This window comes from Bifidobacterium sp. LH_389, from assembly GCF_056357235.1.
The window spans coordinates 15,899-29,317 of record NZ_JBKEVR010000002.1; the positions used below are offsets into that span (position 1 = coordinate 15,899).

Here is a 13,419-nt window from a genome sequence, read left to right on the forward strand (position 1 = left end):
GATTGGAAGGATTGACCGCCAGAACGGCCTGTTTTGCGGCCGATTTGCGGTCAATCCTTCCAATCTGCGGGGCGGAGAGCGGGGAAGAGAAGAGTGAGGAGTCGTTTATGGGCGGTTGCCGCATCGCGGTGCATGAGCCGGAGTCGCCGGCCAGCCCGCAGTTCCATCTGACCAACGGACGGGTGAGCATGATCCTCGGCGTGGCCGCCGGCAAGCTCGTCAACCTGCACACCGGCGCGCCCGTGCCGGACCGCGGCGATTTCGGCTACCTGCTGGAGGACCGGTTCCGCGTGCTCGCCACCGTGCGCGAGGAGGACGATTCGCGCTACGTGGAATTCCTGCGTCAGGAATTCCCCGAATACGGCCGCGGCGACTTCCGTCTGCCCGCCATCGCGGTCGGACAGCCCAACGGGTCGCGCATCACCGACCTCGCGTACGCCGGGCATCGGATCGTCACCGGCAAGCCACGGCTTGCGGGTCTGCCCTCCACATGGGTGGACGACGACGATCCGGACGCCGCACGTACGCTGCTCGTGGACCTTCGGGACGGGCCGACCGGACTCATGGTCACGCTCGCCTATACCGTCTTCCGCGACGAACCGGTGATCGCCCGCAGCGCCGTGGTGCGCAACGGCGGCGACGGCCCGCTGGAGCTGGAGCGGATCATGAGCCTGAGCCTCGATCTGCCGGACCGTGACTGGACCATGACCGAGTTCATGGGCGCATGGGCGCGCGAACGCCGGCCGTTCACCCAGCCGCTGCATCCCGGCGTGCAGGGCGTGGGATCGTTGCGAGGGGCCAGCGGTCCGTTCGCCAACCCCGCAGCGATCTTCGCCCGCCCGAACGCGGACGAGGACCGGGGCGAGGCGTTCGGCGTGGCGCTGGTGTACTCCGGCAACTTCGACCTGCACGCCGAAGTGGACACGTTCGACGCCACGCGCATCCAGCTGGGCATCAACGACTTCGGCTTTCGCTGGCATCTGGAACCCGGCGAATCGTTCCAGTCCCCGGAAGCCCTGCTGGCCTACAGCGGCAACGGATTGAACGCCCTGAGCCACGCCTTCCACAACACCGTGCGCGACCGTCTGATCCGCAAGCCGTGGCGGCACCGGGAACGCCCGGTGCTCATCAACAACTGGGAGGCCACGTACTTCGACTTCACCGAGGACAGGCTGCTTGCGCTGGCCCGCAAGGCCCGGGACGCCGGCATCGAACTGTTCGTGCTCGACGACGGCTGGTTCGGCCGCGGCGATCATGCTCGTACGTCCGATCGGGCGGGCCTCGGCGACTGGACGCCCAATCCGGAGCGTCTGCCGGACGGAATCGCAGGGCTTTCCCGGAAGGTCAACGACCTGGGCATGAAATTCGGCCTGTGGTTCGAGCCGGAGATGGTCAACGCCGCATCCGACCTGTACGAAGCCCACCCCGACTGGGTGCTGGCCACGCCGGGGCGCGGGCGGTCCGTCTACCGCCACCAGTACGTGCTCAACTTCGCCAATCCGGCCGTGGCGGACCACGTCTACGGTCAGATGCATGCACTGCTGGCCGGTGCGAACGTGGCGTACATCAAGTGGGACATGAACCGCTTCATCACCGAGGCGTTCGACGCCACGCGCGGCGCCGAACGGCAGGGCGAGGTGATGCACCGCTACATTCTGGGCGTGTACGAACTGTACGAGCGTCTGCTCGCCGCGTTCCCGGAGCTCCTCATCGAGGGCTGCTCGTCGGGCGGGGCCCGGTTCGACCTGGGCATTCTAGCGTACTCGCCGCAGATCTGGACCAGCGACGACACCGACGCGACGGAACGGCTGGGCATCCAGTGGGGAACGAGCTGCGTCTATCCCGTGGAGGCCATGGGGGCGCACGTGTCGATCACGCCGAACCACCAGACCGGGCGTACCGAGCCGCTGGACACCCGGGCGAACGTGGCCATGTTCGGCACGTTCGGCTACGAGATGGACCTCACCCGCTGCACGCCGGAGGAGCTGGAGGCCGTCCGCTCGCAGGTGGCGTTCTTCAAACGGTTCGGCCCACTGATCCACCGGGGGGATTTCTACCGTCTGCGCTCGCCGTTCGCGCCCGACCGCCGGCATGCCGCATGGATGGCGGTCGCGCCGGACGGCAGCGAGGCGCTGGCTGCCGATTATGCGATCCTGTGCCAGCCGAACCGGCCCGCGACCCGGCTGACGTTGCGCGGACTGGAGCCGGATGCGCTGTATGCGGTGCGCACGGTGAACGCTGGGACGTGGGATTGGCCCGGTGCCGATCCGGGTCCGCAGGCGGGCCCGGACGCGGGAGCCGAGCCCGATTCCGACCCCGTGGAGGGGACGTTCGTGCGGTCCGGCGCCGAACTCATGCATATCGGCATCGACGACACGGACCTTGCCTCCCGCGATTTCGCCTCACGGCTGTATCTGGTCACCCGTCTGTAGGGCGTTCCGCCCTCGCGGATCGGAAGGTCGGCCGTTGCGACGCCCTGTTCCCCGGCCAGTTGCGCGCGGCTACCAGACGCTGGTGCAGCAGACCCGCTATTCCGCCGGCCACGAGCGCACGATGCTGGCCAGCGCCAGCGCGCAGGTGTGCGACGGCATGATCGTCTGCTGGCCGCGCATCGGCCCGGAGGAGATGGATGCGTTCGCCCGGACCCGCCCGGTGGTGGCCTTCGACGGCTTCGGCATGGAAGGGCGCATCGACACGGTCTTCACCCCCTGCGCGGCCGGCGGCGAGGCGGCGGTACGGCATCTCGCCGCGGCCGGAGCCAGAAGGATCCTCGTGCTCGGTGCCTCGTGGCGGCCGTTGGGCCGTTTGGAGGGGAGGCGAACGACTCGGCGGATCTCCGTCTGCTCGGCGCGGCCCGTGCGCTGGCCGATCTGGGCCTGCCGTACGGGCAATCCGTCGTACTGCCGTGTGCCTGGCACCGCGAAGCCGCCTACGAACTGGTCTCGCGGCTGTGCGATGCAGGATTGGGACGCGGGGGTGGCTCCGGTGCGCTTGCCGGCGTGGACGGCCTGTGCTGTCTCAACGATCCGATCGCGATCGGCGCGCTCAAGGCGCTTTCCGACCATGGCGTGAGCGTTCCCTGGGACGTGGCGGTGATCGGCTTCGACGGCGTACGCGACGGCCGATACACGACCCCCGGCCTGACCAGCGTGCGCATCGATCCGCACGAGGTGGCGCAGGTATGCCTCGACCTGCTCGTCGAACGCATCGAGGCCATGCCGCACGCACGCGCGCCGCGCAGCCGGCCGCACGGTCCGGGTGCCGGGCGGGCCGCCGCATCCCTGCCGCCGCGCAGCCGGCATGTCGGCTTTACGATCGAGCCGCGGGGGAGTGCCGAGCGGACGGCGAAGGGTAACGTTCCACGATGAGCTCGTCCGGGGCGCTGAGCCGCTCGCGGAATTCGCGCGGACCGACGCCTATGATGCGCCTGAACGCCTTGGAGAACGCGAACGGGGTGGCGTATCCGTAGCGTTCGGCGAGCTGACCGATGGGCGTCTCGCTGTGCCGCAGGTCCTCCGCCGCCTGAAACATCTTCGCCTTCATGATGAAGATCTTGGGTGAGATCTTGAGGTGTTCCTGGAACACCATGCACAGGTAGGAGCGGCTGATGTAGAGCGCGTCGGCCACGTCGCTCACCTGCAGCGGCTCGTTGAGGTGCGCGTGGATGTAGTTGACCGCCGCGTCCAGATACCGGTTGCCCTTTGGTTCCAGCTCCTGCGCCACGGACGTGACCGAGTCCATGAGCGTGGACAGGAAGGTGTACATGAGCCCCTGCAACATCATGCCGTCACGGTAGGAACGGTTCGAGTAGACGAGCATGCGGGTCACGATGTCCTTGAGGGGAGCCGTGTCCCCCACGTTGAGCACAGGCCTGTCCACGGTGAAACCGATGCGTTGCAGCACGTCGTTCGCGTCCTCGCCGTCGAAGCAGACCCAGCACGGCTCCCATGCCTCGGGCGCCTGGAAGTCGGTGTGGTGAAACGCAACCACGCCACGGGGAACGGCGAAGGCCTGCCCGGCGTGGGCGGGATGGTTGACACCGGAGAGCATGATCTCGCCTTGTCCGCCCAGTACCACGATCACCGTGGTCTCCTTGAGGTGGATGTTCGGGCCCCAGGAGGAGCGCGTGTTGTTCCGTTCGTGTGCGGCGGACAGGAAGCGGATGCGCGGCGGCTTGACCTCGTGGATGACGGTGATCGTCGTCGGCGTCGGAACGTGCTCGGGGGCAAGGTCGGGCGATGCAGACATGATACCGATTTCTACTCGCCAGCCGGCTGCGTGGACTCGCGTTCCGTGAGCGTGAACCCCACGATCGTGCGCGTGGGCGGCAGGGGGTCCCCGGTGTGGTCGATCTGCCGCATGAGCGTCATGACCGCCAGCCGGGCGAGCTGGTCCATGTCCACGGTGACGGTGGAGAGGGACGGCACGGTGAAGGCGCCCTCGCGCACGCCGTCGAAGCCGATCACGAGCACGTCGTCCGGCACGTTCACCCCGCGGTCCTTGAGCCCGCGGATCACGCCGATGGCCGAGGAATCGTTGAGGCAGAACAGGCCGTCGAAGTCGAAGCCGTCGCTCGCAAGCCGGTGCCCCGCCTCGAGGCCGTATTCCTCGTTGAGGCCGGCGAGGGGAATCACGGTCGATTCGTCGTACGGCAGGCCGAGCTCCTGCAGGGCGGACTTGGCGCCGCGCAGCCTGAGCTTGCGGGGCGTGGGGTCGCTCAGAAACTCCATCTTGTCCATGAAGGGCGGTCCCACGATGCCGATGCGCCGGCAGCCGCGTTCGGCGAGCAGACGGATGGCCGCGCGGGCGCCCTCCTCATTGGGAAAGGTGATGGAGGAGACCAGCGGCCTCTCGTCGCAGGAGTCGATGAGCACGGCCGGCTTACCCTTGCGGATGGCGTTGACGAGCTCGCCGTTGAGGCTGGAGGCGTGGATGATCACGCCGTCGGACAGCGTGCCGGCGATGCGGGTGTTGGTCAGGGCCGACTCGGCCTCGGCGGGGGAATAGCCGGTCTGCTGGAGGAAGGGAACCATGCCCTGCTCGGTGATGGCACGGGAGAGCGTCTGGATGAGCTTGGCATAGAAGGGGATGTCGTACTCGTTGACGATCACCTGCACGATGCCGCTGCGGCCGGACTTCAGGATGGATGCGGAGGTGTTGCCTTCGTACCCGAGTCGGTCGGCCGCCTCGAGGATGGCTCCCCGGGTGACGTCGCTGACGCCGGGCTTGCCGCGCAGCGCCTTGGAGACGGTCATCATGGAGACGCCGGCTTCGGCGGCGACGTCCCTGAGCGTTACCGAATTGCGTTTCATTGATGGTCCTTTGCGTGTGTCCGGGCGGTCCGCAGGGTTATGTGTAACCGCGGTCTTAACCCTCGCCCTAGAGCTTATCGTTAACTCTACGTTTGGCACAAACGGCGGAGTGTTGCAGGTCCTGACCGGGGCTGGTGCTCATTGTGGATGGTAAAAATGCTGGAATTTCAACGTTTTATGATACTGAAACCGGTTTCTTCAGCGAGTCTACGTTTGGATATGTTTTGTTGCGGATTGGATGCGAAATGCCGGTGTTGGCCTGCATTGCCGCCCTTATCATGGTTAGCGTTAACCTTGAACTTGAGGTAAACGCCACGGTTTCCGGACCGTGGAACGGATGCCGAAACGGACATGACGTCGACGTCGGTCGAGGCATCGGAAGGCATGAAGGAACATGCGAGAAAGGAACGAACGATGACCGTCAATGGCATGAAGAGGAAGGCCACCGTCGCAGTCGCCGCGATGGGTGCCCTGACGATGGCGCTGTCCGCCTGCGGAGGCAGCGGCGACCAGTCCGCGCAGCAGCTCGACAAGGATGGCAAGCCGCTGGTGAAGGTGATGTTCCAGAGCGCGTCCAACCAGACGATCGCCGACATGGGCACCTGGATCAACGGCCTGCAGGAAGCCTGCGGCTGCACGATCGAGTGGTCCGAGGTGCAGGACTCCCAGTGGGCCCAGCAGAAGGCCGCCACGCTGACCGGCGGCAACCCGGCCGACGTGTCCATCCGCGCCTACCACCCGTCTGACACCCAGAAGTACCCGTTCTTCGAGGATCTCTCCCAGCACCTCGACCAGATGCCCAACGTGCAGGCGTTCTTCAAGGAGCAGCCGATCGCCAAGGGCATGGTCACCACCCCGGACGGCAAGATGTACACGCTGCCGCGTTACAACGGCGAGCTGCAGCGCGCTTCCGGCCAGCATCTGTTCATCAACAAGACCTGGCTGGACAAGCTGGGTCTGCAGGTTCCGCAGACCTGGGACGAGCTGTTCAACGTGATGGAGGCCTTCAAGACCAAGGATCCGAACGGCAACGGCAAGGCGGACGAGATCCCCTACGCCATGCGTAACATCAGCACCACCGACGTCGGTTGGTGGAGCCCGTTCCTGTTCCTCAACTCCACCGGCATCTCCACCCAGTTCAACAACAGCCCGTCCCGCTTCGGCGGCTACGTCAAGGACGGCAAGGTCCAGAACTATCTGGTGTCCGACGAGTTCCGCGAGGTGGTGGAGTTCCTTCACACCATGATCGAGAAGGGCTACAGCCCCAAGGACTCCCTGACTCAGGAATCCTCCAAGTACTACGCCTCCCTGCAGGGTGCGGACGACAACAAGACCGCCACCGTGGGTCTGGCCATCACCAACATTCCCAGCGCCTTCGGCACCGGTCTGCAGGATCAGTACGAGGCCATCCCGTGGCCCGCCTCCAAGGCCGGCGTGACCGCCGTGGCCGACCACTCCCAGGATGAGGGTGCGTTCGAGGACTATGCCGTGGCCGTGCGCGCGGGTGCCCCGAACATGGATACCATCCTGAAGCTCATCAACGCCATGTACGGCGAGGACCTGTCCGTCCAGCAGCGCTACGGCACCTTCGGCGAATGGGTGACCAAGTCCGGCGACCACACCTACACCGTGAATGAGAAGCTATTCAAGCTGACCGCCAACGAGAAGGCTCCGGCGTTCCTTGATCGCTTCGCCGGTTGGATCTCCGACGAATGGACCATCAAGGGCGACACCTCCAACGAGGATCTGAAGAAGACCGACGCTATCTACGCCGATCAGATCAAGGCCGTGGGCGACGACTACTTCCCGATCTCCCTCGTCCCGAACGACGAGGACTCCACCACCCTGTCCAACAACTCCGCCACCTACCTGTCCACCGCGCTGCCCAAGGCCGCCGCGTGGATGCAGAACGGCGGTCTGGACGACGCCTCCTGGAAGGCCTACGTGGACGGCGTCACGCCCATGGGCATCGAGGAGAACAACCAGATCTGGCAGAAGTGGCTGGACGAGGCCAAGAAGAAGGCCTGATCCGACCCGCATGAACCGCTCCGGGCTCCCCTGTCAAATGGGCAGGGGAGCCCCCGAAACACACACTCACGATCGTGAAGGAAGCAAGCATGGAATCCGTCAAGGAGAAGGGGACGGGCGTTCCCGTTGCGGCAGACGACACCGCCGTGGCCGTGGTGGTGGACAACGTCGAAGCCCGCAAACACGCCCCGCTGCCGGTCAAACTGGCGCGACATTTCAGGAAGTACTGGCAGCTGTGGACCTTCGTGCTGCCCGCGATGGTCTTCGTGATCATCTTCGCCTACGTGCCGATGTACGGCCTGAGCCTGGCGTTCAGGAACTACGATCCGCGCAAGGGCCTCACCGGCGGCAAGTTCGTGGGGCTCAAGTTCTTCAACCAGTTCTTCCAGAACCCGCAGTTCTGGCCCATCATGCGCAACACGATCAACATCGCCGTGCAGACTGTGGCCTTCGGGTTCATTTTCCCCATCATCCTCGCGCTGCTCATCAACCAGATCCACTCCATGAAGGTGAAGAGCTTCGTGCAGACCATCACCTACATGCCGCATTTCATCTCCGTGGTGGTCATGGTCTCCATGATCAACATCTTCCTCACCCCGGACTCCGGCATCCTCGGCCGATTCTTCGGCGAGCAGAGCCTGCTGGCCTACCCGAGCTGGTTCGCGCCGATCTACTGGATCAGCGAAGTCTGGCAGCACTGCGGGTGGAACTGCATCATCTACCTCGCGGCGCTGAGCTCCGTTGACGTGTCCCTCTACGAGGCCGCCAAGATCGACGGCGCCGGCCGCCTGCGCCTCATCTGGTCCGTGGACCTGCCGACCATCATGCCCACCTGCGTGATCATGCTGATCCTCAACCTCGGCGGCATCCTCAACGTCGGCTTCGACAAGACCTACCTGCTGCAGAACGCGCTCAACCAGCCCGGCTCCGAGGTCATCTCCACCTACGTGTACAAGATGGGTATTCTCAATGGCCAGATCTCGCTGTCCACGGCGGTCGGCCTGTTCAACACCCTCATCAACTTCTTCTTCCTGGTGACGGCCAACTTCATCTCGAAGAAGGTCTCCGACACCAGCATCTTCTAAGGACGGGTGAATCGCAATGTCAGCAATGTCCCAGACTCCCGGCGCTTCGGCCTCCCTCGCACCCCGCGCATCCGCGGACGATATCCCCTGGAACCCCAAGGTGCACCAGCGCCGCACCGTTTCGGACTGGATCGTGGACGTGACGATCTGGGTGATCCTTGCCCTCGTGGTCTTCGTGGTGCTCTATCCGCTGTGGTTCATCGTCATCGCCTCGTTCTCCGACCAGACCTACGTGGCTCAGGGGCAGGTGCTCGTGTGGCCCAAGGGATTCAACCTCAAGGGCTACGAGATGGTGTTTGCGGACGGACGCATCTGGCAGGGCTACTGGAACACGATCGTGTACTCGGTGGTGGGCACCGCGCTCAACATCGCGGTCACCATCCCGGCCGCGTTCGCCCTGTCCCGCCGCGAGTTCAAGCCGCGCCGCATCATCATGTTCCTGTTCACGTTCACCATGTTCTTCGCCGGCGGCATGATCCCGAACTACCTGCTGTACAAGCAGCTCGGCCTGCTCAACTCCATGTGGGTGTTCATCCTGCCGGTGGCCGTGAACGTGTTCAACCTCATCGTGGCCCGCTCGTTCTTCGAATCCTCCATCCCCGAGGAACTGTTCGAGGCTGCGCAGCTGGACGGCGAATCGTACTACGGCTTCTTCTTCAAGATCGTGATTCCGCTGTCCGCCGCCATCATGGCCGTGATCATGCTGTACTACTTCGTGCAGCACTGGAACGACTTCGCCACCGGTCTTATCTATGTGAACAAGTCCGAGAGGCAGCCGCTGCAGAACGTGTTGCGCGACATCCTGCTCGCCAACACGTCCCAGACCGGAAGTGCCATGATGAACGCCGCCCAGCAGCAGCTGTTCGCCGACCAGATCAAGTACGGCATCATCCTCGTCTCCACCCTGCCCCTGCTGATCCTCTACCCCTTCCTGCAGAAGTACTTCAACAAGGGCGTCATGATCGGTGCCGTGAAGGGCTGACGGCCCGTCTGCCCGTCGCAAACTGGAAAGAATGACCGCTCGGACGGCCCGTTTCGCCCGCGTTTTGTGGTCAAACTTTCCAATCTGTGCGGAAGGCGTCGCGGATTGGAAAGATTGACCACAAAACGCGGGGTACCGCGAATGCAATGCGTGACGTTCGGGCGGAGCGATTTCTCACCCTTTTCGCCCCGTCCGAACGTCCCTTTCCCGAGACGTTCCGGCACGCGGATTATCCGTTTTCCGGCGTGCATTCCGTGCGGCGCCATGCTCCGCACGCGCAGCGAACGCCTGTTGCGACGCCGCCATGCCCTTACATACTTACCCCTGAACTCCTTCCTGATCGCCGTCCGCGTCGTTTTCCTTTCTTCCTGCGACGCGGGCGGCTTCCCCTTTCCTCTTCCTGCGCCACCGGTCGTCTCGATCGGGGCGCGTGCGTTGTATCGATGCGCCATTACCATCGAAACAGCGTTGTATGTCTGATTCCCTCCACCACCCAAGGAGCCCGGTTCCCATGTCCCAGTCAGTCAAATCCCAGTCAGCCGTGTCCCAGCCGGTCCACGCCGGCCGGACGGGCGTCCCGCAGCCGCAGGCCCCGGCCGACCCGTACGGCTACCTGCTTGTCCACTTCATCGAGGACCCGGAGCATTACACCGAGCGCATCTACCTCGACCGCTCCGACGGCGACGACCCCGAACGCTGGATTCCGCTCAACGGCGGCAAGCCCGTCCTCACTTCGAACCTCGGCACCAAGGGCGTGCGCGACCCGTACCTGACGCGCAATCCGGAAACCGGGCGCGTGTACGTGATCGCCACCGACCTGCAGGTGTTCGCCGGCGGTCACGGATCCGACGGCAACTCCGACTGGTGGGGATTCTCCCACCACGGCAGCACGAACCTCATCATCTGGGAAACCGATGATCTGGTGCACTTCCGAGGCCCCCGCACGCTGGACGTTTCCGCGCTGCCCGGCGGTGGCCATGCGCCGCTCGGCATGGCGTGGGCGCCCGAGGCACTGTGGGTGGCCGACTACTACCCGGAAGGCACGCCCGGCGGCCGCGGCGCGTTCGTGCTGTACTGGTCCAGCAAGGTATTCGCGGCGGACGACCCTGACCATACCGCCGAATCCTACGACCGCGTGCTGTGGGGCGCGACCCGCGACTTCACCGACGAAACCTTCGAGTTCGGCGGTACGTTCATCGACCGCGGGCACTCCACCATCGACACCACCATGCTCCAGCGCCGCGCTGCCGACGGACACATCCGCACCTACCGCGCCACCAAGGACAACGGGCCGGAGGAGACGCAGGGCATCTGGCTCGATGCCACGGATTCGCCGCGCTGGTGGCAGCCGGATGCCGAATGGACCGTGATCCAGGAGGGCGTGGGCGCCGAATGGGCTCCGGACGGCCGCGCCGGCGGGCTTGAGGGTCCCGCCCTGTTCGCCTCGCACGGCGAGGACGGACGCGCATTCATGTTCGTGGACGTGATCCCCTCGATCGGCTACCGGCCGATGGCGACGGACGACCCGGACCGCGGGTTCGACTACCTGAGGGACGATCGCTTCTTCATGGCGCCGCACACCAAGCACGGCGGCGTGCTGAGCCTTTCGCGCGCGGAATACGAGCGCATCGTTGCGGCCGACGCCGAAGGCTTCTACGCCGAGCGGTAGATGTTGCGGTTCCGGCGGTTCCAACGGATCGGCCCGTTTTTACGCACTTGATGTCTGGTGCGTAAAAACGGGCCGATCCGCATGTTCAGCCGAATGCGGCGATCAGGCGGTCACGCTCCTCAGCGGTGACGGGAATGACCGTGCCGTGGCGGGGCCGACCGCCGTCCGCGTTGACGGGCATATGGGACTCGGGCATGAGATCGCCCACGCACGTCCAGCCGTTCGGATCCGCGATGTTGCGCGTGGCGAACGGCACGTAATGGTTCGGGCCGTGGTGGTAGCGCGGCTGGTCGATGAACAGGTACCAGTCGAACCCGCTCCCGTCGCCCGGATTCGCGGGGAAGATCGACGGGCCCTCGCCGCCGTCGAACGTGCCGCCGTACCCATTGGGCGAGCCGACGCCGATGCGATCGGCCACCAGCGTCCACTCGTCCTGCGGGCCGTCGGGCGCGTAGGGGCCCGGGTAGGAGTCCTTCACCGTGGCCTCGAAGCGCGTGGAGCGTTCCTCCCGGACGGTCATGGTGGCTTCGTCCTTGACGAACCGGTAGTAGACGCCGTTCTCCACGGCCACGGTCGCGTCGATCGTGCCGAAGCCCGATCCGTCCGGACCGCGCTGCACGTCCACCCACGGATACGGTTCGCCGAACGTGACGAAATCCTTGGTGACGGCCACCATGAGGCGGTTGTACGTGGCGTCCGGACGGGCGGCGGGGGAGTCGTCCGGGGAACCGTACAGGTTGGACGACCAGTAGAGCGCGTACGCGCCGAGTTCGTCTATCCAATGCGCCTCGGGTGCCCAGGTGTTGCCCGCCAGATCGGTGCTAACCTTCACGTGCCGCTGGTCGGACCAGTGCACCAGATCGGGCGACTCCCAGATCTCCACGTACCGCGAACCGCGGATCTGCGCCTCGTGGAAGTCGCCGTGCAACGCCGCCACGTTGAGGTCGGTGGCGATCAGCCAGAACCGCGTCTCGCCGGCCGGCACGTTGGGGTCGCCGGGATGCGAACGCAGGATGAACGGGTCCCTGAGTCCGCGCGTGCCGCAGTGCGACTCGAAGATCGGGCGGCCGTGGTTGAGCGTGATCCAGTCCAGCGCGGTGTCGCCGCGGGAGACGGCGAGGCTCACGCGTTCGCCGCCCTCGCCCTCGCCGGTGAAATAGGCCCACAGGTATGCTTCGTACGCCATGTCGATCAGCGTTCCCTAGCGTGTCGTCTTTAGCGCTCGAAGGCGGCCACGACGGCCCGGTACTCGGTGTCGGTGATGGGCAGGATGGTGCCGTGGCGCTTCTTGAGCGGGCCGAAGTCCACGTCGTCTGCGCTCTGCCAGTCCGCCGGGTCCGCGCTGGCGAGATCGGCGCAGCGGAACGGCAGGTAGCCCTTCGACTCGTGGTACTGGTCTGCCATGAGCCCGTAGGCCATGCGCCGGCCGTTCACGGTGCGCACGTCCCGGTCGTTGTAACGGAAGAGCTCCGGGCCTTCCAGATAGCGGGCGGAATAGCGCTCGTTGCCGAAGATGGACTGCAGCGAGCCGACGAGGCTCCACTGCTCGGGATCGCTGCGCACCTCGATGGATTCGGTGAGCGCGTAAGGGTTCTTCGTGCGCTCGATTACGATCCGATCGTCCTTGGAAACGCGGTACCACCAGCCGTCGTCGGCCTTGAGCATGGTGGTGTCGATGATGCTGTGCTCCACGTCAATCCAGCGCACAGGGTCGGAGAACACCGAGAAATCCGTGGTGGTGGCGTAGTACAGGTTGGTAACGTTGCCCTTCGCGTTGCTCAGCGGGCTGCCGAACTCCCCGTTGGCCGCGGTGGACCAGAACACGATGTACTGGCTCCGCTCGTCGTCCCATACGGCCTCCGGCGCCCATGCCATGCCGGCGCCGGGAATCTGCGAGGCCACGTCCACCAGACGTGCGTTGGACCAGTGGACCAGATCAGGGGATTCCCAGATGATCAGCCCGGTGCTGCCGTTGACGGTGGAGTAGGAATGGCCCCAGCCGCCGCGCCCGTGGATGCTGAGGTCCGTGGCGATGAGCACGAAGCCGGAGTTGTCGTGCTTGCGCAGCAGGTACGGATCGCGCACGCCCTTCTCGCCGATGGGGGAGGCGAGCACGGGGTCTCCGTCGGCGCGCAGATCGTGCCAGTGGGCGCCGTCGCGGCTGACGGAGAAATAGATCTGTTCGTCGGAATGCCGCTGTTCCCGGCCGGTGAAGTAGGCGAACAGATAGGCCTCGGTGGGGGCCTGCGCTGCAGTGGCTGGTGCGGATGCGTCGGTCATGGGAAACTCCTTTGGGTCAATGGTGGCGTGATGTGCGGTTGCATGGATTGATCAACTCTGATA

11 protein-coding genes are annotated in these 13,419 nt (G+C 65.2%); 6 read left to right on the forward strand and 5 right to left on the reverse strand.

Features of this window, described 5'->3' with window-relative positions; translation table 11 throughout:
* Nucleotides 1-107: 107 nt before the first annotated feature.
* On the forward strand, nucleotides 108-2,432 hold the full coding sequence (locus tag AC1AZA_RS02525; RefSeq protein ID WP_476513181.1) for an alpha-galactosidase: 2,325 nt from the start codon (nucleotides 108-110) through the stop codon (nucleotides 2,430-2,432).
* Nucleotides 2,433-2,528: 96 nt separating this feature from the next.
* Here the strand turns inward: AC1AZA_RS02525 and AC1AZA_RS02530 are convergent, their stop codons facing one another.
* A complete protein-coding gene (locus AC1AZA_RS02530; protein ID WP_476513182.1) occupies nucleotides 2,529-2,678 on the reverse strand; it encodes a hypothetical protein in 150 nt (49 codons plus the stop codon).
* Nucleotides 2,679-2,786: 108 nt separating this feature from the next.
* Between AC1AZA_RS02530 and AC1AZA_RS02535 the strand changes: the two genes are divergently transcribed.
* The gene (locus AC1AZA_RS02535) at nucleotides 2,787-3,368 is read left to right on the forward strand and encodes a substrate-binding domain-containing protein (protein WP_476513183.1); all 582 of its coding nucleotides are present in this window, start codon (nucleotides 2,787-2,789) and stop codon (nucleotides 3,366-3,368) included.
* Here AC1AZA_RS02535 and AC1AZA_RS02540 read toward each other — a convergent pair.
* Entirely contained in the window at nucleotides 3,310-4,248 is a 939-nt protein-coding gene (locus AC1AZA_RS02540; RefSeq protein WP_476513184.1) for an AraC family transcriptional regulator, read from the reverse strand. The genes AC1AZA_RS02535 and AC1AZA_RS02540 overlap by 59 nt on opposite strands.
* An 11-nt stretch (nucleotides 4,249-4,259) precedes the next feature.
* Nucleotides 4,260-5,312, reverse strand: coding sequence for a LacI family DNA-binding transcriptional regulator (locus AC1AZA_RS02545; RefSeq protein ID WP_476513185.1), 1,053 nt, complete (start codon nucleotides 5,310-5,312; stop codon nucleotides 4,260-4,262).
* Nucleotides 5,313-5,726: 414 nt separating this feature from the next.
* Between AC1AZA_RS02545 and AC1AZA_RS02550 the strand changes: the two genes are divergently transcribed.
* The 4 genes from AC1AZA_RS02550 (at nucleotide 5,727) to AC1AZA_RS02565 (ending at nucleotide 11,076) form a co-directional block, all read left to right on the forward strand.
* Complete coding sequence (locus tag AC1AZA_RS02550; protein ID WP_476513186.1) at nucleotides 5,727-7,340, forward strand: type 2 periplasmic-binding domain-containing protein; 1,614 nt, start codon at nucleotides 5,727-5,729, stop codon at nucleotides 7,338-7,340.
* Between the two features lie 89 nt (nucleotides 7,341-7,429).
* On the forward strand, nucleotides 7,430-8,425 hold the full coding sequence (locus tag AC1AZA_RS02555) for an ABC transporter permease (RefSeq protein WP_476513479.1): 996 nt from the start codon (nucleotides 7,430-7,432) through the stop codon (nucleotides 8,423-8,425).
* 16 nt (nucleotides 8,426-8,441) lie between these two features.
* A complete protein-coding gene (locus tag AC1AZA_RS02560) occupies nucleotides 8,442-9,407 on the forward strand; it encodes a carbohydrate ABC transporter permease (protein ID WP_476513187.1) in 966 nt (321 codons plus the stop codon).
* Between the two features lie 511 nt (nucleotides 9,408-9,918).
* Entirely contained in the window at nucleotides 9,919-11,076 is a 1,158-nt protein-coding gene (locus AC1AZA_RS02565) for a glycoside hydrolase family 43 protein (RefSeq protein WP_476513188.1), read from the forward strand.
* An 85-nt stretch (nucleotides 11,077-11,161) separates the two neighbouring features.
* Here the strand turns inward: AC1AZA_RS02565 and AC1AZA_RS02570 are convergent, their stop codons facing one another.
* Nucleotides 11,162-12,262, reverse strand: coding sequence for a glycoside hydrolase family 43 protein (locus AC1AZA_RS02570; protein WP_476513189.1), 1,101 nt, complete (start codon nucleotides 12,260-12,262; stop codon nucleotides 11,162-11,164).
* Between the two features lie 29 nt (nucleotides 12,263-12,291).
* Complete coding sequence (locus AC1AZA_RS02575) at nucleotides 12,292-13,356, reverse strand: alpha-arabinofuranosidase (RefSeq protein WP_476513190.1); 1,065 nt, start codon at nucleotides 13,354-13,356, stop codon at nucleotides 12,292-12,294.
* Nucleotides 13,357-13,419: the final 63 nt, after the last annotated feature.